This is a genomic window from Variovorax sp. ZS18.2.2 (assembly GCF_024701975.1).
In the GTDB taxonomy this organism is placed as follows: domain Bacteria; phylum Pseudomonadota; class Gammaproteobacteria; order Burkholderiales; family Burkholderiaceae_C; genus Variovorax.
The window spans coordinates 1,563,785-1,587,525 of sequence record NZ_JANLNM010000001.1; the positions used below are offsets into that span (position 1 = coordinate 1,563,785).

A 23,741-nucleotide genomic window follows, 5' to 3' on the forward strand; every position below is an offset into this window, starting at 1 on the left:
CGCCACAAGGGCTACGCGCTCTTGCGCTTCGCACGGCTGCGCGCAGTCCCGCGCTTCAACGCCGAACGAAGCTCCTTGAGCATCAGGTCGACATAAGGATTCGGGTCCTCCTGCCGGTGCGCCAGGTAGAGGCTGGAGACCGCCTCCTTGTCGAGCACCGTCTGATACACGACGCCGTCCAGCTGGATGCAGCGCGTGTCGCCTGGCACCAGCGCGATGCCGACGCCGGCCGCGACCAGCCCCGCGATGGTCGATGCCTCGCGCGCCTCCTGCACCATGCGCGGCCGGAAGCCCGCCTTGGCGCACAGGTCCTGCACCTTCCAGTAGAGCCCGATGCCGGCATTGCGCGGGTACATCACCAGCGGCTCGTCGCGCAGGTCCGCGATCCGCAGCGGCTTGCCGCTGAGCCTGTGATCGCGCGGCACCACGGCCGTCAGCGGCGACTGGTACCACTCCTCGACGGTGATGCCGGTCGGAATCTCCACGTTCGGGCGGCGCAGCACGGCGATGTCGAGGCTGCGCCCGTGCACCGCGTCGAGCTGCTCCAGCGAGGTCATCTCCTTCAGCGTCAGCACCACCCGCGCGTGCAGTTGCCGGAAGCGAAGAATGGCGCCGGGCATGGCTGGCGACAGCATCGAGGAGGCCGTGTAGCCCAGCGCGATGCTCCCCACCTCCCCCGAGGCCGCGCTCTGCGCCTCGCCCTTGGCCGTTTCCACGTCGCGCAGGATGCCGCGCGCCCGCTCGAGGAAATGGCGCCCCGCCTGCGTGAGGAACACGCGCCGCTTGTCGCGCTCGAGCAGCCGGACCTTCAGTTCCTCTTCGAGCGCCTGGATCTGCACGCTCAGCGGCGGCTGCGCGATGTGCAGGCGCTGCGCGGCGCGCGTGAAGTTGAGCTCCTCGGCAACCGCGACGAAGTAGCGGAGATGGCGCAGTTCCATGATATTTTCAAGGTATTGAAAACCGACAATAAACGGTATTTCCAAATATAAGACACCTTGCCTACGATGCCTGCATGACAAGCAGAGACAAGCCGCAGGCGCACCCTGCATCCAAGCCCTTCCAGGGCCATCCACTGATCCAGGGGCTGGTCCGCGGCGAGCCCTTGACGGCCTTCGGCATCCGCATGGCGCGCACACCCGATATCGCCCGGCTGGCCAAGGCCAGCGGCCACCACGCGATCTGGGTCGATCTCGAACACAGCACCATCCCGCTCGACGCGGCCGGCGCGATCTGCGCCACGGCGCATGACCTCGGTTTGATGGCGCTGGTGCGGGTGCCCGAGCGCGAGTACGGCGCCATCGGCAGGCTGCTCGACGCGGGCGCATCGGGCCTCATCTTTCCGCGCGTCGAGACTGCCGAGCAGGCGGCTGACCTCGCCGCAGCCTGCCGCTTCCCGCCGCACGGCCACCGCTCGGCCATCGCGGCGCTGCCGCAGTTCGGCTACCGCCGGCTGCCGGCGGCCGACACCTACCGCCTGGCCAACGATGCCGTGGTCGTCAACGTGCTGATCGAGAGCCCGCTGGGCATCGAGAACGCCGAGGCGATCGCACGGGTGCCCGGCGTGGACCTGGTGAGCATCGGCTGCAACGACCTGAGCGCGGAACTCGGCGTGCCGGGCGACTACCGCCATCCGCTGGTGCAGCAGGCGCTGAACAGCGCACTCGCGGCCTGCGCGCGCGCCGGCACACCGCTGTCGATCGGTGGCATCGCCGATGCGGCGCTGAACGCCGAACTGCTGGCGCGCGGCGCGGCGCCCTTCCTCATGACGGGCATCGACACCGATGTGCTGCTCACCGCGATGCACGAGCGCGTGCGCGGTGCGCTGGCCAGCCATGCATCTCTTGCCGCGGAGACACCGCATGCGCGCGCGGCCTGAATTGCGGGCACTGCTTCTCGCGGCGGGCCTCGTCCTCGGCGGGGCCTGTGCCAGCGCCAATGCCGCTTCGCAGGTCTCCACGATCATCGTGCCCGCGCCGCCCGGCGGTCCCATCGACCGCGTCGCGCGGCTTGTTGCGCCCGAGCTGTCGGCCGCGCTCGGCCACCCCGTGGTGGTCGACAACCGCCTGGGCGCGGCGGGCAAGATCGGCGTGCAGGCCGCCTTGCGCGCACCGCGCGACGGCCACACGTTGATCGCGGTTTCGCCGTCCATCGCCTCGGTCAATCCGGTGGTCGACAAGGCGCCCGGCTACGACCCGCTGACCGATTTCGATGCCCTCGGCATCGCCGCGACCAATGCCGGCGTGGTGGCAGTGCGCGCCGACCTGCCGGTGGCCGACATGGCTGGACTGGTGCAGTACGCGAAGGCGCATCCGGGCGAACTCACCTACGGCTCCTTCGGCATCGGCACCAGCCTGCACCTGCAGAGCGAGGAGCTGCTGCACACGCTCGGCATCGACGCGCGCCACATTCCGTACAAGGGCGAGGCCCAGGTGATGGCTGCGCTGGCGGGCGGCGAAGTGGACCTGATGCTCTACGCCACCGCGCCGATCGTCCCGCTGGTGCAGAGCGGCAGGGTGCGCGCCCTGGCCGCCACCTCTTCCCGGCGCTGGGCGATGCTGCCGCAGGTTCCGAGCTATGCCGAGACCGGCCTGCCCGCATTGCGCACCTACCAGTACCGCTCGTGGGTCGGCTTCGTGCTGCCCACCGGCACGCCGGCCGCCCAGCGGCAGGAGGTCCTGCAGGCCTGGCAACGCACGCTGGCCAGCCCGAAACTTCGGGAGGCCCTGGCGGTGCAGGGCTTCGAGCCCGCGTCGGGTGACCCCGCGGAAATGCAACGCACCATCGCCGGCGAGATCGGGCGCCTCCGCGCGCTGCTCGCAAGCGGCCGCATCAAGCTCGACTGACCGCCCTTCCCTCCCGCCTTCTTTTCTCTCTTTCTTTTCTCTCTTTCTTTTCTCTCTTTCTTTTCTCTCTTTCTTTTCTCTCTTTCTTTTCTCTCTTTCTTTTCTCCCGCCACCGCTCGACCATGACCCACGAGATCCTGACTTCCAAGCCCATGCGCGACGCGCAGACCCTCACCCGCGCGGCCTTCGAGGTTCCCGCCGGTGCCTGCGATGCGCATGTGCATGTCTTCGGCCCCGCCGAGCCTTACCCGCACGTCGAACACCCGCACTACACGCTGCCGGACGGCAACCTCGCGCAACTGCGGCGCGCGCTCGGCGTGCTCCACATCGAGCGTTTCGTGATCGTGCAGCCCAGCTTCTACGGCACCGACAACCGCTGCATGCTCGATGCGCTGGACGCCGTCGGCGACCGTGCACGCGGCGTCGCGATGGTCGAGGACGATGTTTCCGAAGAGGCCCTCCGCACGATGCACACGCGCCGCGTGCGTGCGCTGCGGCTCGACCTGTTCCTGCGCGCACAGCTCCCCACCGCCGAGCTGCACGCCTACATCGAGCGCAGCATCCGGCGCATCGCGCCGCTCGGCTGGCACGTCCAGTTCTACACGCCGGGCTGGGTCGTGCGCGACCTGATTCCGGTGCTGCCCGATCTCGAATCGGACTTCGTGATCGACCACATGGGCTACATGCTGGAGAGCGACGGCCTCACCCGCGCCGACTTCGACCGCCTGCTGCGCGCCGTGGCCGACGGGCGCGGCTGGTTCAAGCTGTCGGGTCCGTACCGCCTCGCGAAGGACGGCAACTACGCGAAGCTGCGGCCGCTCGCACAGGCCATCGTGGAGGCCGTGCCCAACCGCGTCATCTGGGGCAGCGACTGGCCGCACATCCCGGAAGGCGGGCGCGACACCGGCGAACTTCTGAACCTGCTGGCCGACTGGATTCCCGACCCCATCGCGCGCCGCAAGGTGCTGGCCGACAACCCCGCACGCCTCTTCGGCTTCTGAACCATGAGCGACACCACCCTCATGCCCCTCATGCATTGCATCCAGGAACTCGACACCTCGGGCGCACGCGCCGCCGAGGTCTTCGAGCACGACGGCACGCGCTACCTCGTGGTGCCGCAACTCGCGCAAGACATCGCCGGCCAGCCCGCGCAGATGACGCTGGGCAACAGCGACGTCGAGGCGCTGGTCTACCGCTGGGAAGGCGAGCAGTTCGTCGAACACGCGCGCCTTCCGGTGCCGGGCGGCGAAGACGCCGAGTTCTTTCGCATCGGCACGCGTGCTTTTCTCGCCACCGCGAGCCTGCGCACGGGCTCGGGCCCGTACGCGCTGGACACGCACTCGACGATCTTCGAGCTGGTGGATGGCCGTTTCGAGACCTTCCAGCGCATCCCGACCTCGGCCGCCAAGCAATGGATCCATTTCGAGATCGGGTCGCGGCATTTCCTCGCGCTCGCGCAGGGCGTGACCCACGGCGATGCGCCCCTCGCACCGGGCGCCGAATCGTGCATCTTCGAATGGGACGGCGATCGCTTCGTCAAGCGCCAGACGGTGCGTTCGGGCTGGGGCTACAACTGGGCCTTCTTCGAGGTCGACGGGCAGAAGCTGCTGGCCTACGCCGACCATGCGGTGCCTTCGCAGCTGCTGCGCTGGAACGGCGATGCCTTCGAGCCCTTCCAGGACCTGGATGGCAAGAGCGGCCGCGCCTTCTGCTGCTTCGAAACGGAAGGCGCCACCTGGCTGGCATTCGCCTGCCTGCATGAAGAAACCGTGCTCTTCCGCTGGACCGACGGCCGCTTCGCGGCGCACCAGGTGCTGAGCGGCCCCGGCGGCCGCGAGTTCGACTGGATACCGACGCCGGACGGCGGTCGGCTGGTGCAGATCAACTTCCTGCACGGCACGCGCGAGGCGCCGATTCCGCGGCTGCAGTCGACGATCTCCCGCATGCAGGATGGCCTCATGGTGCCCATCGGCGAATTCCCGACCTCCGGCGGCACCGACGCGACCTGCTTCGAGGCGGAAGGCCGGCGCTACCTCGTGGTCACGAACAGCCTCAGCGGCGAGGTGCGGTTTCGCACGCCGAGCCGCGTGTACCGCCTCGACCTCGATGCAGGCAAGGAGCCCGCATGAACCAGCCCCCCGCATCGCCACAGAGCCATCAGAGCCCCGAGCTGCTGCGGCTCTTCGAGACCTACACGGGAGGCCCGCAGGGCATCGGCGCGAACCTCGCCGCGCTGACCGCCGCCGCGACGGCGGGCGACCCGCTCATCGTGGCCACCAGCGCGGACGTGGTTCTGTTCCCCGGCAGCGGCCGCGACCCCGAGGTCCAGGGCTTTCGCCTGTCCACGCGCGGCTTCAAGGAGCTGGCCGGCATCTCGCACCACGGCCCGGCGGTGGCGTCGATCCTCAAGATGCGCCTGGTCGATCCCGAGGGACCGTTGTGGCGCCGGGAGGCTGAGCGGCTGCTGGTCGCCACCCGCATCGCGCGCGAAGCCAACTCGGTGGCGCTGTGGCGCGACACGATCGCGGTGCCGGCCTACCGAGGGCGCGAAGAGAAGATCGCCGAGCTGGTGCACTACTCCTGCGTGCTGACCGAGCGCTACCTGGAGCGCGTGCTGGAACAGCCCGCGCTCTTCACGCCGGAGGACATGCGCACGCACTACCTCGAAGGCACGGGCTCCGCTGCCGGTGCCACCGTGCCGATGAACGCCGTGATGATCGCGACCTTCTTCCTGGTCGGCATGGACATCAGCCACCGCGTGATCGCCTGGCTCGACCGCCACGCCATCGACTGGTCGCGCGCCATGGCGCTGGTCGTGGGGCGCCAGGGCCGGCCGACCGCCGGCGTGACCTGGACCACCAACTCGGTGGCCGCCATGATCCTGGGCGCCTCGCGCCACACGCTCTCGCTCGACCGGCTTTTCATCGCGCCGCACGCGGGCGAGTTCGCGCCGGGCGCCGCCACCGACATCGCAGCGCTGCGCGCATTCGAGACGCCGATGCGCCAGCTCTGGGCGCACACGCGCGCGGTGAGCGAACTCGGCGCGCTGATGTACGACGGCTACCCGCGCTACGAGCCCACGTCGACCGTGCGCCCGGTGCTCGATGCGGACACGCGCGCTGTCGGCGAAATGCCGGCCATCGCCGGGCCGGACGACTGGCGCGCGCTGAACACGCGGCTGCGCGTCGTGCTCGAAGACCCGCGCCAGCTGCTCTCGGGCTGCGTGACCGACTACGCCGTCGAGCAACTGCAGGCGCACGGCAACGACCCGGCGCGGGTGACGGTGCCCGGCCTGGATGGCACGACCTATCCGCCGCTGCCCGAAGGCGCGCGCAACACCGGCTGAACGCCGGCTGCGCCTTCGAGCGTCCGAACCTCAGAGACACACAAGAAAGACCGGAGACAAACCATGAAGAAAAAACTCACCCACTCGCTGCTCGCCGCGTTCACCGTGCTGGCCGCATCGAGTGCCCTCACACCGGCCTGGGGCCAGGGCACGCCCTGGCCATCGCGGCCGATAAAAATCATCACGCCCACGCCCGTGGGTGTCGGCTCCGACATCTTTGCGCGCGCCTATGCCGACCGGCTCGGCCGCGCGCTGCAGACGCCGGTGGTGGTGGAGAACCGGCCCGGCGCGCTGGCCTCCATCGGCACCGACGCGGTGGCCAAGGCGGCGCCCGACGGCTACACGATCCTGTTTTCGACGAGCAACCCGTTCACGATGACGCCGTTCCTGCTCTCAAAGATGCCCTACGACGCGAAGCACGATCTGGTGCCCGTCACGCAGGCGCTCAAGGGCGGCTCGTTCATCGTGGCTAACAGCGCGGTGCCGGCGAAGAACATCCCCGAGCTGGTGGCGCTCGCCAAGCGCGAGCCGGGCAAGATTTCCTTTGCCTCGTACGGCTCGGGCACGACCTCGCACCTGGGCTTCGAGCTGTTCCAGGAGGCGGCCGGCATCGAGCTGCTGCATGTGCCCTACAAGCAAAGCGCCGCGCCCGACCTGCTCGGCGGCCAGGTGCAGCTGGGCTTCGAGCCGCCCGTCTCGGCGCTGGCCAACATCAAGTCGGGGCGGCTCAAGGCGCTGGCCTACACGGGCAGCAAGCGCAGCCCGGCGGCGCCCGACGTGCCCACGCTCTCGGAAACCTACCCGGGCGTCGAGGTGTTCACCTGGCTGGGCTTCTGGGTGCCCGCCAAGACGCCTCCGGCGATCGTGGAGCGTCTGAACAAGGAAATCGTCGCCATCACGCATTCGCCCGAGATGGCCAAGCTGCTCAACGACGCCGGCCTCGACCCGATCGGCAGCACATCCGCCGAGGCGGCAGCCGCCGTCGAGCGCGAGGCGCAGGCCATGGGCCGGCTGATCAAGGCCAAGAACATCCGCATCGACTGACGGTGCCCCGGCGCGGCTGAACGCGGCGCCCGTTTTTTCTTTTCCGAAGTTCCCACGCCGCGGTGCCTGCAGTGCAGGCGCCGTGTGCCGACGCACGCCATTTTTACAACGAGGAGACACGCATGAGGACAACCACCCTTCCCTTTCACCTTCGCATTCGCCGCCGGCTGCCGCACGCCGTCACCGGCGCGATCTGCTTCGCCGCCGGCGCGAGCGCCACGGCGCAGTCGAGCGTCCAGCTCTTCGGCACGCTGGACATGAACATCACCTACACGAAGAGCGATGGCCGCTCCGTCAAGGCGATGGACCAGGGCGGCAACATCTTCCCCAGCCGCCTGGGCTTTCGCGGCACGGAAGACCTGGGCGGCGGACTGGCTGCGAGCTTCTGGCTCGAGATGGCGCTGCTGCCCGACACCGGCGAGATCCAGGGCGTGGGCTTCCACCGGCGTTCCACGGTGAGCCTGTCGCACAACAGCTTCGGCGAGATCCGGCTCGGGCGCGACTACACGCCCACGTTCTGGAACATCTCGCAGTTCTCGCCCTTCGGCACCGTGGGCGTTGGCGGCTCGGCCAACATCGTCGAGGGCTGGCCCTTCGGCCTCGGCGGCGCACGCACGCTGGCGCGGGCCAACAACTCGGTGGGCTACTTCCTTCCCAAGGGCCTGGGCGGTTTCTACGGCCAGGCGATGTACGCCTTGCCCGAAGGCGAGGACGGCGCGCGCTACCGCGGCGGGCGCGTCGGCTGGACGAACGGCACGATCGACGTCGCCGCCGCTTACGGCGTGACGCCAGTCGGCGCCAATGACTACACCGTGGCAACCCTGGGCGGCACCTACGACTTCGGGCTCGCCAAGCTCTATGCGAACTACTACCGCCAGAAGACCGAGGGCGACAAGCAGGTCAACGCGATGCTGGGCGTGAGCGTGCCGGTCGGTCCGGGCGTGATCAAGGTGTCGGTCGCGCGCTCCAACCGCTCGGGGCCGGGCCTGGACAACGACGACGCGACGCAATACGCCGTCGGCTATGTGCACTACCTGAGCAAGCGCACCGCGCTGTACGGCACCTATTCGCTCGTGCGCAACCGCGGCAACGCGGCCTACGTGGTGGCCGACTCGGCGCCGGCCAGCACGCCGGGCCGTGCGGCGCGCGGGCTGCAGTTCGGCATCTCGCACAACTTCTGATCTTCAGAACCCATAGGCGACCGATGCAAGCCACTGGTCCTTCTGACGCACGCCGAAGCGGTTGTCGCCGCCAACGATCCATTGCGCCGAAGCCGTGAGCGGCGTGCCCGGAATCGGCGCCGACAGCGCCAGGGTCAGATGCCGAAAGGCGCTGCCCACCGGCGCGTTGCCCGCAAAGCAGCCATTGACCACGAAGGCGGCGCCCGGCCCGCAGGCCGTGCCGTTGAACGTGTCCGTGGTGCCGAGGTACTTGCCCTCCTTCTTGTACGTGTAGGCGCCCAGCGTGGCGGTGAAGGTGATGTCGTGCGGCAGCGGCGCGGTGTAGACCAGCGTCCAGTAGGTGTCGCCCTTGTTGCCCCAGACCACGTCGTCGAGCAAGGTCTGCGCGTTGAAGCTCACGGGCCCGTAGCTCAGGCCGAGCTTGGTTTCCAGTGCGTTGGAGTTCTTGCCGTTGACGTAGTAGTAGCCGGTCAGCCCCACGGCGTAGCCGAGGTCGCCGACGATCTTGCCGCTGTAGGCGCCATAGAAATCGTTCTCGATGGACTTGCCGCGCTGGAAGGCCGTGATGCTGCGGTCGCTGTACGAACGGCCGAGTTGGCGGTAGGAGTAGTTGACCGTCGATGCCCAGTAGCCGAGGCTCCAGCCGCTCTCGTGCACCCAGTCCACGCCCCACTGCACCGCGCCCTTGGAAGACTCGGGGGCATCGGCCCCGGCATTGCCCAGCGGTGCGCTGTTTCCGTAGGTGGAGGTGGCGCCGCGCAGCACGTAGCGCGAGACCAGGTCGATGTGCGCCGTCAGCGTGTACGGCGGACTCGCCTTGTCGGCGGGCGGCGCTTCTTGCGCGCCGGCTTGCGCGGCGCCGGCGAGCGCCATGCAGGCGGTCAGCAGGTGGAACGAACGAATGCGAAATGCGGGTTTGGGCATGAACAGGCCTCTTGATCGATAGGAAAGGAAGAAACGAAAGCGGAATGGATGCATCAGGTTTCGTGTTTCATGCCCCTCCCCCGTCCGTCCCGATTGCCGCCGTAGCAGGCACCACGACGACCACCTCCTGCCCCGCGCCGACCGCCGCGCCTTCACGGCAGGCGATGCGCCAGACACGCCCGGTGCACGGAGCCGTCACTGCGAATTCCATCTTCATGGACTCGACCACCACGAGCGTGTCGCCCTCGGCCACGGCATCACCCTCCTCGACCAGCACCCGCCACACGCTGCCGGGCACCTGGGTCCGCACGACGGAAGCGCCACCGGGCAGGTCTTCGGCGTCCGCCGCGATGGATGCCGCGAGCGGCGACTCGTCCACATGCTCGGCCTGCCCGAGCGCGCGCCAGCGCTCGCGCTCGCCGGCAAAGGCGCTGCGCTGGCGCTCCCGAAAGGCGGCGATGTCGCTCGCATGCGCATCGAGAAAGCCGCGGTACTCGCGCATGCCGAAGCGCCCTTCCTCGATGCGCAGCGGATAGCGCCCGGCCGGCGCATCGCGGCGGATCTGCAGCAGCTCGCTCTCGCTCACCGGATAGAAGCGGATGCGGTCGAAGAAGCGCAGCAGCCAGGGCTTGCCGGCCTCGAAGTCGGCCGCGCCGCTTTGCGCATCGCGCCAGCGGTTCCACATCTGCAGCGTGCGGCCGACGAACTGGTAGCCGCCGGGCCCCTCCATGCCGTAGACGCACATGTATGCGCCGCCGATGCCCACAGCGTTCTCGGGTGTCCAGGTGCGCGCGGGGTTGTACTTGGTCGTGACCAGCCGGTGGCGCGGATCGAGCGGCGTGGCCACCGGCGCGCCCAGGTACACGTCGCCCAGCCCGAGCACCAGGTAGCTCGCATCGAACACGATGCGCTGCACCTCCTCGATCGTGGCGAGGCCATTGATGCGGCGGATGAACTCGATGTTGCTCGGGCACCAGGGCGCATCGGGGCGCACCGACTGCATGTATTTCTCGATGGCCAGCCGCGTGGCGCTGTCGTCCCACGAGAGCGGCAGGTACACGGTGCGCGAGGGCACGACGAGGTCGTCGGTGTCGCCGAGCGCGTCGTCCGCCTCAACGATCGCATCGAGCAGCGCGGTGCGCGCGAGCCGGCGCGGATCGAAGTGCACCTGCAGCGAACGGATGCCGGGCGTGAGGTCGATCACGCCATCGAGCGCGCGTGCCTGCAGCGCGGCATGCAGCGCATGGATGCGCATGCGCAGCGCGATGTCCAGCTGCAGCTCGCCCAGCTCCACGAGCACGTACCGGTCGCCGGCCTGGCGCATCACCAGCGCGGGACGGCCGGGCCCGGCGGCGCGCTCGCGCAGGATCGGCGAGCCCAGGTCGCGCGCTGTCGGCAGCAGCCTGATCGTCGGGTGCAGGGCCGGCTCCGGCCCCGAGAGTGCCTGCACCCAGTGGTCCTGCTGCGCCTGCAGCCGGGCCGCCTCGTCCTGCGTGACGCAGCGAAAACGCACCGCATCGCCGGCGCGCAGCTGGCCCAGCTTCCAGCGCTCCGCCGCGACCACCACCGCCGGACAGACGAAGCCGCCCAGGCTGGGACCGTCCGGGCCGAGGATCACCGGCATGTCTCCGGTGAAGTCGATGGCGCCGACAGCGTAGGCGTTGTCGTGGATGTTGGAGGGATGCAGGCCCGCCTCGCCGCCGTCGCGGCGCGCCCACACGGGCTTCGGTCCGATCAGGCGCACGCCGGTGCGGCTGGAGTTGTAGTGAACCTCCCAGTCGGTGGCGAAGAACGTGTCGATGTCGCCATCGGTGAAGAAGTCCGGCGCGCCGTGCGGGCCGTAGAGCACCGCGATGTCCCAGGCGCGAGGGCCGCCGGCATGCGCCGGAATGGCTTGCGGCGACAGCGCGGCAACCGGCTCGCCGACCGCCTCGTCGCCCACGTGCAGCATGTCCGACGCGCGCAGCGTGCGGCCCGCGTGGCCGCCGAACTGGCCCAGCGTGAAGGTGGCGCGGCTGCCGAGATAACGCGGCACGTCGATGCCGCCGCGCACCGCGAGGTAGGCACGGCTGCCGCCGCCTTCAGCGGGCGAAACCGTGATCGCGCCCAGCCGCAGCACGCCGCCGGCCTTGACGCGGTGCGAGGCCCAGGGCGCCAGCGCCACGCCGTCGAGCATGGCGGGCATCGATGCACCGCACAGCGCGATGACTACGTCGCTGTGAAAGCGCAGCGCGGGTCCACCCAGCGTGCACTCGAGCGCGGCGGCGCCTTCGGGGTTGCCGACGAGCCGATTGGCCAACCGGAACGCCAGGTCGTCCATCGGGCCCGAGGGCGGCACGCCGACATCCCAGTAGCCGGTGCGGCCGGGCCAGTCCTGCACGGTGGTCTGCACGCCGGGCTCCAGCACCTCCATGGCATTCGGGCGATGGTCGAAATCCGCCAGCGAGCGGGTCACGATGCGGCCCTGCACGAAGTCGTCCGTCGCCACCACCGCGCGCAGATACCGCAGGTTGGTCTCGATGCCGGCAAGGCGCGTGTCCCGCAAGGCGGCCTGCAGCTTCGCCACGGCGTCCGCGCGGTCCGTGCCGGTGACGATCAGCTTGGCGATCATCGGGTCGTAGTGCGACGGCACCTCGCTGCCCGCGCCGACCCAGGTCTCGATGCGCGCATCGGACGGAAAACGCACCTCGGTCAGCAGGCCCGCGCTGGGCTGGAAGTTGCGCGCCGGGTCTTCGGCATAGAGCCGCACCTGGATCGACGCACCGCGCGGCACCGGCGCCGCGAGTTCGAAATGGTCGCCGCGCGCCAGTTGCACCATCCACGCGACGAGGTCGATGCCCGTGACCTGCTCGGTCACGCCGTGCTCCACCTGCAGGCGCGTGTTGACCTCCAGGAAGTAGAAGGCGCCGCTGTCGGCATCGAGCACGAATTCCACCGTGCCGGCCGAGCGATAGCCGACCGCGCGGCCGAGCCGGCCGGCGGTTTTCAGGAGGTGCGTGCGCGTGGCCGCATCGAGCCCGGGGGCCGGCGTTTCCTCGATGACCTTCTGGTTGCGGCGCTGGGCCGAGCAGTCGCGCTCGCCAAGCGCGACCACCTCGCCGCGTCCGTTGCCGAAGAGCTGCACCTCCACATGGCGCGCGCGCTCGACGAACTTCTCGAGGAAGAGGCCCGCGTCCTTGAAGTTCGCACGCGCGAGGCGCACCACCGCTTCGAACGCGGGCGCCAGCTCGGCTTCGCTGCGCACCAGCCGCATGCCGATGCCGCCGCCGCCCGCCGTGCTCTTGAGCATGACGGGATAGCCAATGCGCGCGGCTTCCTCGCGTGCGGCGTCCAGGTCGCCCAGCAGGCCGCTGCCCGGCAGCAGCGGCACGCCGTGCGCCTCGGCCAGCGCGCGGGCCGTGTGCTTCAGGCCGAAGGCGCGCATCTGCGCGGGCGTCGGGCCGATGAAGGCGATGCCGGCGTCCTCGCAGGCCTGTGCGAAGCCGGCGTTCTCGGACAGGAAGCCGTAGCCGGGATGGATGGCGCCAGCGCCGGTTTCCTTCGCGACGGCGAGGATGCGCTCCGCATCGAGATAGCTCTGTGCCGCCGGCGCGGGGCCGATGCAGATGGCCAGGTCGGCCTGTGCCACGTGGGCCGAATCGGCGTCGGCCTCCGAGTACACGGCGACCGAGCGCAGGCCCAGCGCGCGCAGGGTGCGGATGATGCGGCAGGCGATGGCGCCGCGGTTGGCGACGAGGACGGTGTCGAAGCGGGTTGCAGTAGTGGCAACTGCAGCGGCTGCGCCCGGAATGGAAACGGATGGCGAAGACATGGGACGGATTCCGTCGTGGCAGGTCGTCCTGCCGCGGAACACGGGCACTGCGGGTCGTCCCGCAGCGGCGCCTGTCGGCGCGGTGAAGCGGTCAGTCGACCGTGACGGGGTCATCCCACACGATGAATTCCACAGGCGTCGGGTTGTAGGCGTTGCACGGGTTGTTCAGCTGCGGGCAGTTGGACACCAGCATCCAGACGTCCATTTCGGCGCGCAGCTCCACGTACTTGCCGGGGCCGGAAACGCCGTCGTCGAAGCGCAGGCCGCCTTCGGGCGTGACCGGCACGTTCATGAAGAAGTTGATGTTGGGCACGAGGTCGCGCTTGCCGAGGCCGATGTCGGCATGGATCAGCGCGGTCAGGAAGTTGTCGCGGCAGGAGTGCATGAACTTCTTCTGCAGCGCATAGCGCACCGTGTTGCTCTCGGCCGCGCAGGCGCCGCCCAGCGTGTCGTGCCGGCCGCAGGTGTCGGCCACGACGGTCAGCATCGGCCGGCCTTCGCTGGACACCAGCACCGAGCCGGTAGTGAGGTAGATGCCGCTCTGGCGCAGCAGCGTGTCGCTGGCGCTGTAGTGCTCGGCCACGTCGTGGCGGTTGTAGAACAGCACGTCGGCGGCCTGATTGCCTTCGAGGTCGACGATGCGCACGGTCTGGCCGGCGCGGATTTCACCGAGCCAGGGCTCGCCGGCGGGCTGCCGATGGCGCAGCACGGCGCGGGCCGGATCGAGCGCGCTTTCTTGCAGGCGCTGGGCGGATGAAGGGGTGGAAACAGTGGTGGTCATGGGACTGCAGGGGCTGAAGGTTCAGGAGAGCGCGAAGACATCCGCGTTGTGCAGCGCACGCGCGCACTCGGGGCGAAAGCCTCGGCAGAAGTCGTCGGCCGGCGCGGGGCCGGAGCGCCAGGCGGCGATGCCCACCTTGCCCGGCGCGTAGCCCAGGCGCGGATCGAGCGGATGCGGCGCGGTGGACACGGCAACGACCACATCCATCTCGCAGCGCAGTTCGACCGCATGGCCTTCGACGCGCTGGCCGGCGTTGAAGCCGAAGCGGCCTTCGGCATCGACCGCGACCTGGCTGAACAGGTTGACGGGCGTGATGAGGTCGCGCGCGGCCAGTCCGTGCTTGCCGATCTCGATCAGGAGGCCGTCGCGGCCCGCGCGGTACATCGCGTTGCGGTGCGTCTCGTAGCGCTGCTCGCCGTGCTTCTCGCGCAGCCGCGCGGCATCGAGCAGGCCGCCGAAGGGGTCGTGCCAGCCCAGCGTGTCGTGCGTGATCGACGCCATCGCACGGCCCATGTCGCTCATCAGCACATGGCCGCGCGTGAAGTGCGCGGTGTGCAGCGCCTTGCAGGTGTCGGGCATGCTGTAACGCTCGAGCTTGTCGCGCGCGGCATAGAGCAGCACCGAGCAGTTGGCGCGCTCGCCCATCGCAACGAAGCGCAGCGCGGTGCCGCGCGAGACGCGCCAGCTCCAGTGGCTGCCGCCGGGCAGCACTTCGCTCCACAGCACGCGGTCTTCGGGCAGCCTGGCGGCGAAGCTGCGCCAGTGGGGCAAGGCGTCGACGGGGGCATGCGCCGTCGAATCGGGCGCGAGGGTGTTGTCGAGATCGGTCATCGAGGTCTCCGTTTCATTCATGAAGAAAGGCCGCCCGGCTCGGGCGCCAGGTCGGTGGAGGCGGCATGCGAGAGCTTTTCGAGCAGCTCGAAATCGGTCTGCATGCCGGAGGTGGCGCGAATGCGCGTGAGCACCTCGCGCTTGAGGGCCAGGAATTCGGGCGCGAGCTTCATGTCCTGCGTGCGCGCGTTCGGCAAAGGCACCGGGTAGACGGTGTCGATGCGCCCCGGTCGCGGCGCCATCAGCACCACGCGCTGGCCGAGGTAGATCGCCTCTTCCACGTCGTGGGTGACGAAGACGATGGTGCTGCGCTCCAGCCGGTGCACATGCAGGATCAGGTCGTGCATCACCTCGCGGGTCTGTGCATCGAGCGCGCCGAAGGGCTCGTCCATCAGCAATATCTGCGGCCGGCCCATCAGCGCGCGTGCGATGGCCACGCGCTGCTGCATGCCGCCCGAGAGCTGGCCGGGGTAGGCGTTCTCGACATGGCACAGGCCCATGAGGCGCAGCAGCGCATCGGCGCGGCCGGAGGCCGCTTCCACGTCGGCGCTGGTGCGCTCGCGGGTATGAATCTGCAGCCGACGGCAGAACTTGATGTTCTCGATCACCGTGAGCCAGGGGTAGAGGCTGTAGTGCTGGAACACCATGGCGCGTTGTGGGCCGGGGCCTTCGATCGGCGCGCCGTCGCACAGCATCTCGCCGGCGCTGTGCGGCTCGAGGCCCGCGAGGGCGCGCAGCAGCGTCGACTTGCCGCAGCCTGAGGCGCCCACGAGCGTGACGAATTCGTTGTCGGCGATGTCGAGGTGCACGTCCTGCAGCGCGGCAGGGCCGGTGGTGTCGGTGCCGAAGAATTTCCATGCGCCGCGCACACGGAGCTTGGGCAGCTTGGGAGTGAGTTGCGTGTCCATGGCTCAGCGCCTCGTATGCAGATAGGGAAAAGCGCGCCGGTGCGCCCAGCGCATCGACTGGTCGATCGCGAGGCCGATGAGCCCGATCAGCAGGATGCCGGCGAAGATCTTGTCGGTCTGCAGGAAGCGCTGCGCCTTGAGGATCGAGAAGCCCAGGCCCGAGCTGGCGGCCACCAGCTCGGCCACCACGAGGTAGGTCCAGGCCCAGCCCATGGTGATGCGCAAGGTGTCGAGCAGCGCCGGCTTGGCCGCCGGAACGATGACCAGCCCAATCACTTCCGCGCGGCTCGCGCCCATGGTCTGCGCGGCCTCGATCTGCGCCATGGGCACGAGCCGCACGTCCTCGGCCACCATCAGCACCATCTGGAAGAAAGTGCCGATGAAGATGATCGCGATCTTGGCGCCTTCGTCGATGCCCACCCACACCATCACCAGCGGAATGAAGGCCACCGCCGGCATGTAGCGGATGAAGTCGGTCAGCGGCTCCAGCAGCGCCTGCACGCTGCGAAAGCTGCCGATCGCCAGGCCCAGCGGCAGCGCAAGCAGCGCCGACAGCGCCCAGCCCGCCACCACGCGCAAGGTGCTGATGCCGATGTCGCCCAGCAAGGCGTCGTCGGCGTACCAGTCGTGCAGCCGCTGGAGCACCTGCCAGGGTCCGGGCATGAAGACGGGCTCGACCCAGCCGCTGGCCGCGAGCAGGCCCCAGGCCAGCAGCGGCAGCAACAGACCCAGGCCAACCAGCACGGCGGTGCGGCGCATCGGGATGGCGCTGCGTATGCCCCACCAGGGCTGGCGCAATGCGCGCAAGGGTGGCGGCAACGGCGCTGCCCCCGGCAAGGAGCCGGTGTTCTCGCTCATCGCGGCCTCACTTCAGCGCGTCGGCCAGCAGGCTGGCATCCACGCCGCGCGCCGCATCGGGCTTGCCGTCGATCAGCTTGTGCTCGAGCAGGAAGGCGGCGATGGTGGGCGTCACTGCCTGCAGCGAAGCGCCCTGCCCCGCATCGAACGCGAGCTTGTTGGTGGCGGCGTCGAAGAAGCGGGTGCCCGGCAGGAAGACCTTGTAGTCGGCCGGCTTCATGCTGACCACCTTGGCCATGATCGCGGCCGCTTCTTCCGGGTGCTCGCGGATGAATCGCTCGGTGTCGAACCAGGCGCGGATCATTCCGACGAGGTCCTTGCGCTTGCCCTGGATGGCTTTGTCCTGCGCTACCAGCAGGTCGGGCACGAGGCCCGGCATGTCCTTCGAGGTGAACAGCGCGCGGCCTTTGCCGCTGCGCGTGATCTGGTCGATCCACGGATTCCACACGACCGCGGCATCGACGCGGCCGGTCATGAAGGCAGCGGCGGCATCACCGGCGGACAGGTTGGTGATCTTGACGTCGGAGGGCTTCAGGCCATTCCTCGCCAGTGCCGTGACCAGCACGAAGTGCGAGACGCTGTACTGCTCCAGCGCCACGGTCTTGCCCTTGAGGTCGGCGAAGGATTTGATCTTGGCGCTCACCACCAGCGCGTCGTTGCCGGCGGAGTTGTCGTTGACCAGCACGGCCTTCAGCGGCAGGCCCTTGGCCAGCGGGCCGAGCGTGTCGGACCAGGTCTGCGAATTGGCGTCGAGCTGGCCGGAAGAGAGCGCAGCGATGGAGTCGGTGTAGTTGGCGAACCAGACGAGCTTGACGTCCGCGCCCTGCTTCTTGAAGAAGCCTTTCTGCTCGGCCACGTACCACGCGACCCAGCCCGGCCAGTCGGACACGCCGACCTTGACCTCGGCCATCGCGGGCCGCGAGGCGCCCAGGCCGCAAGCGAACAGCGCAGCGCCCAGAAGGCCCGCGCAGACGCGCTGATACCAACGCCGTGAAAGGCGTGCAAAAGAGATTTCAGACATGTGTCGGCTCCAAAAAGCGAATAGCAAAAGGCTGGGAAGCCACCTCGCAACGAAGTGAACCTCCCGGGCTTTTGTCCCGCCGTGGAGCCTGGACGCGATCGTGCGCGCCTGAGGCCGGTTGCTCTCGGACCAGACATTGCACCGAGCGTGCAACCGGAACCCTAGCGACCCTTCGGTGAGCGACTGAACGTCGCTTCCCTGCCCTCTCCTACGCAAACGCCATGCCAGACGTTGGAGGCGTTTTCGCGGGTCGGTGGGTCGTCGAACGCAAGGCATCGGTGCGTGCGCCGGTTCGCCGCACCCATCCAGTGCGATGCACGGCGACTTTCTGGTGCTGCCCGGCAACGCTCGACGGCATGCGGCTTGCAAGCCAACCGCATGTCCGATGTCCGGAATGCCTTGTGCCTGCCTTGAAGGAAAAACCGATGCCTGGATTGACTTGGCTGCGCCCGATCTGGCGCGCATTCGTCGCTGCGCTGAGAGACGGGCTGCTGGCTCGCGCGGATGCGCGTGCGTGCTGGCACGGGCAATTCACGGGCCGATCGAGCAGGAAGACCTAGCCTGCCCTGCGGCCGCAGTCCCTCAGGATGACTTGCCCGGCCGCTTGCCCCGCGTCGTTTTCTTCGGCGTGACTTCCAACCCCGAGATCCCGTTCACGAAGAGCTGCGTCGCGATCGGCACCATCTCCTCGTAGGTGAACCGTCCGCCGGGCCGGAACCAGGTGAACATCCAGTTGAGCATGCCGAAGAGGAACATCGTCAAGAGCTTGTGAAGCTGCGCGTCGTGCAGGTCGGGGCGCGTCGCGGCGATGGCATCGGCAAACACCCGCACCACCGTGCGTTCCTTGTCGAGCACGCGGGCCTGTGCGTCCGGGGCGAGGAAGCGCACGTCTTCGGTGAGCACGCGGTGCTCGCTCTGCGCCCCCGCGTACTCGAGCATGAATGCCTCGATCAGCTCGGGCAGTCTCTGCTCGGGTGCGAGGTCCAACGCCTCCACACCCGTCACGATGTCGACCAGCCGCGAGACATGCCCGTCCGCGATGTGCAGCAGCACCTCGGCCTTGTCCTTGAAGTGGTGGTAGAGGCCGGGCTTGGACAGATGGCTCGCTTCGGCGATTTCGTTCATCGACGTCGCCGCGTAACCCCTGCGGGCGAACAGCTCCGCGGCGCCCTTGGCGATCAGGCTGCGCTGGTCGCTCGCGCGGGGAGAAAGGGATTCAGCGGTCATGGGTCGGGATGATGGGGCCTGCGCGAAGCGGTGGGTTCGCGATCTTAGGGGGCAGGGCCCTGCTCACCCTGCGCAAGAGGCATTGAAATTGCTCTGAGATTTTTGCGAGAACGATTCTCATCCGCACGGCCTGCGATAAACTCCATCTGCATACTCTTTGAGTACTGCGCGCTTCCACGCAACGCTGACTCCCCCCTCTTCCATGCACAAGCTTCTTCTGGCAACGCCACTCGCGTTCGCGGGCGCCTTTTCCCACGTCTCGTACGCACAAACGACCGACGCCTCCTCCTCCGAATCGCGCGGGCAATTGGGCACCGTCACCGTGGAGGGCAGCGCGACCAACGGCTTTGTCGCGAACACCGTGGAGGCCGGCACATTCCGCGGCGCCAACATCCTGGAGGTCCCCGCGACCGTCAACACGGTCACGCGCGACGTGTTCGAGCTCCAGGGCGCCGCAGGCATCTATGACGTGCTGCGCAACACCGCGGGCGTGACGCGCCAGCAGAACGGCGGCGACACCTTCGACCAGCTCGTGATCCGCGGCATCGCCGTGGAGAACCGGACGAACTACCGGCTCAACGGCTCGCTCGCCATTCCCAACGTCTCCGAGATTCCCATGGAGAACAAGGAGCGCGTCGAGGTGCTGAAGGGCGCATCGGCGCTCTACTACGGCTTCACCACGCCGGCCGGCATCATCAACCTGGTGACCAAGCGCGCGGGCAGCACGCCGGTGAGCTCCGTCGGGCTCACGGTCGACGACAAGGGCTCGCTGCAGGCTTCCACCGACATCGGACGGCAGTTCGGCGACCAGAACCAGTACGGGCTGCGCATCAACGCAGCCGGCGGCCGCGTCGGCTCCAACATCGACGGCATCGATGGCAACCGCAGGTTCGTGTCGGCCGCCTTCGACTGGCGCGTCAACAGCCGCCTCACCCTCAAGGCCGACATCGAGAACTACCGCAAGCGCATCACCGAGCAGGCCGGCATCACGCGGCCCGCGGCCGTCAGGGGCGTCATCACCCTGCCCGCCCTGCCCGATCCGGACAAGCTGCTGGGCCCCGCCTGGGCGGTCTTCGATGCCGAGGTCACCAACACCCAGTTGCGCGCCGACTATTCGCTCAGCAACAACTGGGCACTGATGGTGGAAGCCGGCCATTCCGAGGCCGAGCGCGATCGCCGGCTCGCCAGCTTCGGCAACTACAACGTGCAGACCGGCCTGGGCCGCATCACCGGCAACGACCAGAGCCTGAAGCAGACCTCCGACCTGTTCCGCACCGAGCTGTTCGGCACCTTCTCCACCGGCAGCGTGCAGCACGAACTCACCCTCGGCGCCGCGCAGAGCAAGAAGACGCAGGACCCGATCTTCCAGCGCAACTATGGCGGCGCAAGTACCGCGCAGAACCTCTACAACCCGATCGTCATCGGCTACCTGCCGCTGACCGCGATGCCGACGCGCCCCACCACCGGCGCGCAGGACAGCAAGGAACTGGGCCTCTACGCCCTCGACCGGATCACCTTCTCGCCGCAGTGGCAACTGGTGGTCGGCGCGCGCCGCACGCACTTCGAGAGCACGCAAGGCGCCAGCGCCACGATCCCGCTGATTGCCTTCGACGTGCGCAAGACCACGCCGCTCGCGGCGCTCAGCTACAAGTTCACGCCGGACCTCGCGGGTTACGTGTCGTATGCGGAGGGTGTCGAGGAAGGCGAGATCGCGCCCGCGGGCACCGCCAACCAGAACGCCCACATGCCGCCCGGCATCAGCAAGCAGAAGGAAATCGGCCTGCGCTGGCTCACCGGCGGCGGCATGCTGCTGTCCGGCGCCCTGTTCGACATCGAGCGCCCGGGCGCCTACACCAACAGCGCCAACACCTTCGTGGCCGACGGGCGGCAGCGCTATCGCGGTCTCGAACTCTCGGCACAGGGCCGCCTGACCCGCGCGCTCGCGTGGCAACTCTCGGCCCAGTCGCTCGACGCCGAGTTCCGCGACATCAACGCGCAGTACAACGGAAAGCTGCCCGAGAACACCGCCAAACAGACGGCCAGTGCCTTCCTCTCGTACGACATCGCGGCCGTGCCGGGCCTCTCGGTCAACGGCGGGGCCTACTACACGGGGCGACGCCCGGTGGACGACCTGAACCAGGCGTTCATCGGCGGAAACACGATCTTCGGCCTGGGCGCGCGCTACGTCACGCAGCTGTTCGGCAAGCGCACGCTGTGGCAGATCAACATCGACAACGTCGGCGACAAGCGCTATTGGGCAGCCGCCGGCACGCGGCTGGCAGTGGGCGCGCCGCGTTCGGTCAAGGCAACGTTGAAGATCGACCTCTGACATGGCACTCCTGCGGCGCGTCTGGTTCCAGATCCACTGGTTCATCGGCATCACGGCCGGGTCCGTGCTGGTGGTGATCGGGCTGACCGGCGCCACGCTGTCCTTTCGCGCCGAGATCGTCGACGCGATCAATCCCGAGCTGCGCCATGTGGCCAACCCGCAGGGCGCAGCGGCGCTGCTCCCCGCGGCGCTGGCAGAGCGCGTGCAGGCGGCGCATCCGGCAGAGCGGATCGCCGCGCTCACCGTGTATGCCGAACCCGGCCGGCCGGCGCGCGTCAACTTCGCGCCGCCCGAAGGCCAACGCCAGGGCGAGGCGCGGCTGGTCGATCCCTGGACGGCCGAGCTGCTGCCCGAACCGAAGGGCGATGCCTTCTTCGAGTTCGTCGAGCGCCTGCACCGATGGCTGCTGCTGCCCCGGGATACCGGCAAGCCCGTCACCGGCACGCTGGCCACGGGCCTGCTGATCCTGGCGCTGTCGGGCCTCTACCTGCGCTGGCCACGCCGGCCACTCGCCTGGCGGGCCTGGCTGAAGCTGGACTTCGCGCTCACCGGCCGCGCATTTCTCTGGAACCTGCATGCGGTCGTCGGCACCGTGGCGCTGCTGGCGTACCTGGCCTCCAGCCTGACGGGCCTCTACTGGGGTTTCGATGCGCTGCGAACGGTGATCGACAACGCCGCGGGCGAAGGGCGCATGGTTCGCGCACAACGCATGCAAACCGGCGCCGCGCCCGCCAGGAAGGCTTCGGCGCCCAAGCCCGACCTGCAGCGCGTGTGGCAATCCTTCCTGCAGGAAACCCATGGCGACTGGAGCCTGGTCACGTTCCGCATGCCGGGGCGCAATGCAACGCAGATCGAAGCGACCTACCTGCGCACTAACCCCGAGCACGAGCGCGCACGCAACCGCCTCTATCTCGATGCCGCCACCGGCGAAGCCTCGCGGCACGAGCGCTACAGCGACAAGCCGCTGGCCGGCCGCCTGCTCAACAGCGTCTACCCGCTGCACATGGGAACCTACTGGGGCCTGCCGGGCCGCATCGTGATGACGCTCAGCAGCCTGGGGCTGTCGCTGTTCGCGATCACCGGATGGATGCTCTACCTCGGGCGCCGGCGCACCAAGCGGGCCGTGCGCGACGAGCGTGCCCGGCTGAGCCCCGCCCTGCCGCCGGCCGGAAGCGGCGCCGAACCCGTGCTGCTCACCTTCGCGACCCAGACCGGCCACGCCGAGCGCATCGCGCTGCAGACGGCGGCGGTGCTGCAATCGGCCGGCGTCGCGGTGGTGCTGCAGCCGCTGGTCCGCCTGAGCGTCGATGCGCTGCAGCGCTACCGCAAGGTGCTGCTGGTGGCCAGCACCTTCGGCGACGGCGATCCGCCGGACAGCCTGCGCGCCTTTGCGCGCCAGTTCGCGCGGCAGACCCAGACCGGCCCCGGCCTGCAGCACGTGAGCTACGGCCTGCTCGCCCTGGGCGACAGGCACTACGCCAACTTCTGCGGCTTCGGCAGGACGCTCGACCACGACCTGCGCGGCCATGGCGCACGGGCGCTGTTCCCGATGATCGAGGTGAGTAACGGCGATGCCGGCGCTCTCGCGCGCTGGCGGCAGTCGCTGGCCGAAACGTTCGCGGTGCAGGCCGATGCCTGGCAGACGCACCAGCCAGAGGCGCTGGCCTTCGAGCCGTGGCGCCTTGTGCGCCGCAGCTTGCTCAACAACGGCAGCCAGGGCGATCCCCTGTTCGAGATCGAACTGGCCCGCCCCGAAGCGGCCGCCTGGGCGCCCGGTGCGCTCGTCGAACTGCTGCCGCGCCAGGCCGCATCTTTGGTCGAACGGTTCCTGCACGACAGCGGGCTCGACGGGCGAGCGCTCGTGCGTTTCGACGGCCACGAGCGCACGCTCGAAGAGGCGCTGTCCCGCAGCACGCTGCCGCCGCCAGCCCCGGGCAGCACCGCGCAAGCCCTGGCAGACACGCTGTTGCCCCTGGCGCCGCGCAGCTATTCGGTGGCGTCCATCACGCCCGACGGGTGCGTGCAACTGCTGGTGCGCCAGGCCCGTCACGACGACGGGCTGGGCGTGGCCTCGGGCTGGCTGACCGCCTCGGCGCCGGCCGACGCCGCCATCGAATTGCGCCTGCTGCACAACCCCGGTTTCGCGCTGGTCGACGAGGCGTCGCCGTGCATCTTCATCGGCAACGGCTCCGGTTTTGCGGGCCTGCGCGCGCATCTGCGCGAGCGCGTGCGGCGCGGACATGGGCGCAACTGGCTGGTGTACGGCGAGCGGAACGCCGCGCACGATGCCTTCTGCGCCGCCGACATCGCACGGTGGCAGGCGAGCGGCATGCTGGCGCGCGCGGACCTGGTGTTCTCCCGCGACCAGCCGCAGCGCCGCTACGTGCAGGACCGGTTGCGCGAGGCGGCCGACACGTTGCGGCAATGGGTGGCCGACGGTGCCGTGGTCTATGTCTGCGGCAGCCTCGAAGGCATGGCCCCCGGTGTCGATGCCGTGCTGCGCGAGGCACTGGGAGAGCCGGCCTTCGACGACCTGGTCGCCGGGGGCCGCTATCGCCGCGATGTCTACTGAGAGGCTGGGTTGAAGAGAGCGCCGCGCCTGAACCCGCGGCCCCGACAGGCCAACAGATGGTCGGA

Annotated in this window: 18 protein-coding genes and 1 riboswitch; of the genes, 9 read left to right on the forward strand and 9 right to left on the reverse strand. The window is 69.0% G+C overall.

What is annotated here, in order from left to right; translation table 11 throughout:
* Positions 1 to 11 precede the first annotated feature (11 nt).
* The gene (locus tag NU688_RS07375) at positions 12 to 938 is read right to left on the reverse strand and encodes a LysR substrate-binding domain-containing protein (RefSeq protein ID WP_257859878.1); all 927 of its coding nucleotides are present in this window, start codon (positions 936 to 938) and stop codon (positions 12 to 14) included.
* Between the two features lie 74 nt (positions 939 to 1,012).
* Between NU688_RS07375 and NU688_RS07380 the strand changes: the two genes are divergently transcribed.
* The 7 genes from NU688_RS07380 to NU688_RS07410 all read left to right on the forward strand — a co-directional run bounded on the left by NU688_RS07380 (position 1,013) and on the right by NU688_RS07410 (position 8,414).
* A complete protein-coding gene (locus NU688_RS07380; RefSeq protein ID WP_257859879.1) occupies positions 1,013 to 1,876 on the forward strand; it encodes an HpcH/HpaI aldolase/citrate lyase family protein in 864 nt (287 codons plus the stop codon).
* Positions 1,860 to 2,843 (forward strand): tripartite tricarboxylate transporter substrate binding protein, encoded by a 984-nt coding sequence (locus tag NU688_RS07385; RefSeq protein WP_257859880.1) that lies wholly within the window; start codon positions 1,860 to 1,862, stop codon positions 2,841 to 2,843. Before NU688_RS07380 ends, NU688_RS07385 begins: the two co-directional genes overlap by 17 nt.
* 122 nt (positions 2,844 to 2,965) lie before the next feature.
* On the forward strand, positions 2,966 to 3,844 hold the full coding sequence (locus NU688_RS07390; RefSeq protein ID WP_257859882.1) for an amidohydrolase family protein: 879 nt from the start codon (positions 2,966 to 2,968) through the stop codon (positions 3,842 to 3,844).
* A 3-nt stretch (positions 3,845 to 3,847) separates the two neighbouring features.
* Positions 3,848 to 4,972 (forward strand): hypothetical protein, encoded by a 1,125-nt coding sequence (locus tag NU688_RS07395; RefSeq protein WP_257859884.1) that lies wholly within the window; start codon positions 3,848 to 3,850, stop codon positions 4,970 to 4,972.
* Positions 4,969 to 6,189: a DUF5624 domain-containing protein gene (locus tag NU688_RS07400; RefSeq protein WP_257859885.1), complete on the forward strand. Its 1,221-nt coding sequence runs from the start codon at positions 4,969 to 4,971 to the stop codon at positions 6,187 to 6,189. Before NU688_RS07395 ends, NU688_RS07400 begins: the two co-directional genes overlap by 4 nt.
* A 63-nt stretch (positions 6,190 to 6,252) precedes the next feature.
* A complete protein-coding gene (locus tag NU688_RS07405) occupies positions 6,253 to 7,233 on the forward strand; it encodes a tripartite tricarboxylate transporter substrate binding protein (protein ID WP_257859886.1) in 981 nt (326 codons plus the stop codon).
* A 122-nt stretch (positions 7,234 to 7,355) separates the two neighbouring features.
* Positions 7,356 to 8,414 carry a porin gene (locus tag NU688_RS07410; RefSeq protein ID WP_257859887.1) on the forward strand — a complete coding sequence of 353 codons (1,059 nt, stop codon included), beginning with the start codon at positions 7,356 to 7,358 and terminating at the stop codon, positions 8,412 to 8,414.
* A gap of 3 nt (positions 8,415 to 8,417) precedes the next feature.
* On the opposite strand, the gene NU688_RS07415 is transcribed toward NU688_RS07410, so the two are convergent.
* The 8 genes from NU688_RS07415 to NU688_RS07450 all read right to left on the reverse strand — a co-directional run bounded on the left by NU688_RS07415 (position 8,418) and on the right by NU688_RS07450 (position 18,775).
* Complete coding sequence (locus NU688_RS07415) at positions 8,418 to 9,338, reverse strand: TorF family putative porin (RefSeq protein ID WP_257859888.1); 921 nt, start codon at positions 9,336 to 9,338, stop codon at positions 8,418 to 8,420.
* Between the two features lie 67 nt (positions 9,339 to 9,405).
* Positions 9,406 to 13,149: an urea carboxylase gene (gene uca / locus NU688_RS07420; protein ID WP_257859889.1), complete on the reverse strand. Its 3,744-nt coding sequence runs from the start codon at positions 13,147 to 13,149 to the stop codon at positions 9,406 to 9,408.
* A gap of 91 nt (positions 13,150 to 13,240) precedes the next feature.
* On the reverse strand, positions 13,241 to 13,930 hold the full coding sequence (locus NU688_RS07425) for an urea amidolyase associated protein UAAP2 (protein WP_257859890.1): 690 nt from the start codon (positions 13,928 to 13,930) through the stop codon (positions 13,241 to 13,243).
* Between the two features lie 21 nt (positions 13,931 to 13,951).
* Positions 13,952 to 14,761 carry an urea amidolyase associated protein UAAP1 gene (locus tag NU688_RS07430; RefSeq protein ID WP_257859891.1) on the reverse strand — a complete coding sequence of 270 codons (810 nt, stop codon included), beginning with the start codon at positions 14,759 to 14,761 and terminating at the stop codon, positions 13,952 to 13,954.
* 17 nt (positions 14,762 to 14,778) lie between these two features.
* Positions 14,779 to 15,669 (reverse strand): ABC transporter ATP-binding protein, encoded by an 891-nt coding sequence (locus NU688_RS07435; protein ID WP_257859892.1) that lies wholly within the window; start codon positions 15,667 to 15,669, stop codon positions 14,779 to 14,781.
* Positions 15,670 to 15,672: 3 nt separating this feature from the next.
* Positions 15,673 to 16,527 (reverse strand): ABC transporter permease, encoded by an 855-nt coding sequence (locus tag NU688_RS07440; RefSeq protein ID WP_257859893.1) that lies wholly within the window; start codon positions 16,525 to 16,527, stop codon positions 15,673 to 15,675.
* Between the two features lie 7 nt (positions 16,528 to 16,534).
* Entirely contained in the window at positions 16,535 to 17,548 is a 1,014-nt protein-coding gene (locus NU688_RS07445) for an ABC transporter substrate-binding protein (protein ID WP_257859895.1), read from the reverse strand.
* A gap of 58 nt (positions 17,549 to 17,606) precedes the next feature.
* Positions 17,607 to 17,724: riboswitch (guanidine-I (ykkC/yxkD leader) on the reverse strand.
* Between the two features lie 406 nt (positions 17,725 to 18,130).
* Positions 18,131 to 18,775, reverse strand: a complete 645-nt coding sequence (locus tag NU688_RS07450) for a TetR/AcrR family transcriptional regulator (protein ID WP_257859896.1) — start codon at positions 18,773 to 18,775, stop codon at positions 18,131 to 18,133.
* A gap of 202 nt (positions 18,776 to 18,977) precedes the next feature.
* Between NU688_RS07450 and NU688_RS07455 the strand changes: the two genes are divergently transcribed.
* Entirely contained in the window at positions 18,978 to 21,104 is a 2,127-nt protein-coding gene (locus NU688_RS07455) for a TonB-dependent siderophore receptor (protein ID WP_257859897.1), read from the forward strand.
* A 1-nt stretch (position 21,105) separates the two neighbouring features.
* Positions 21,106 to 23,676: a sulfite reductase flavoprotein subunit alpha gene (locus tag NU688_RS07460; protein WP_257859898.1), complete on the forward strand. Its 2,571-nt coding sequence runs from the start codon at positions 21,106 to 21,108 to the stop codon at positions 23,674 to 23,676.
* The last annotated feature ends 65 nt before the right edge of the window (positions 23,677 to 23,741 follow it).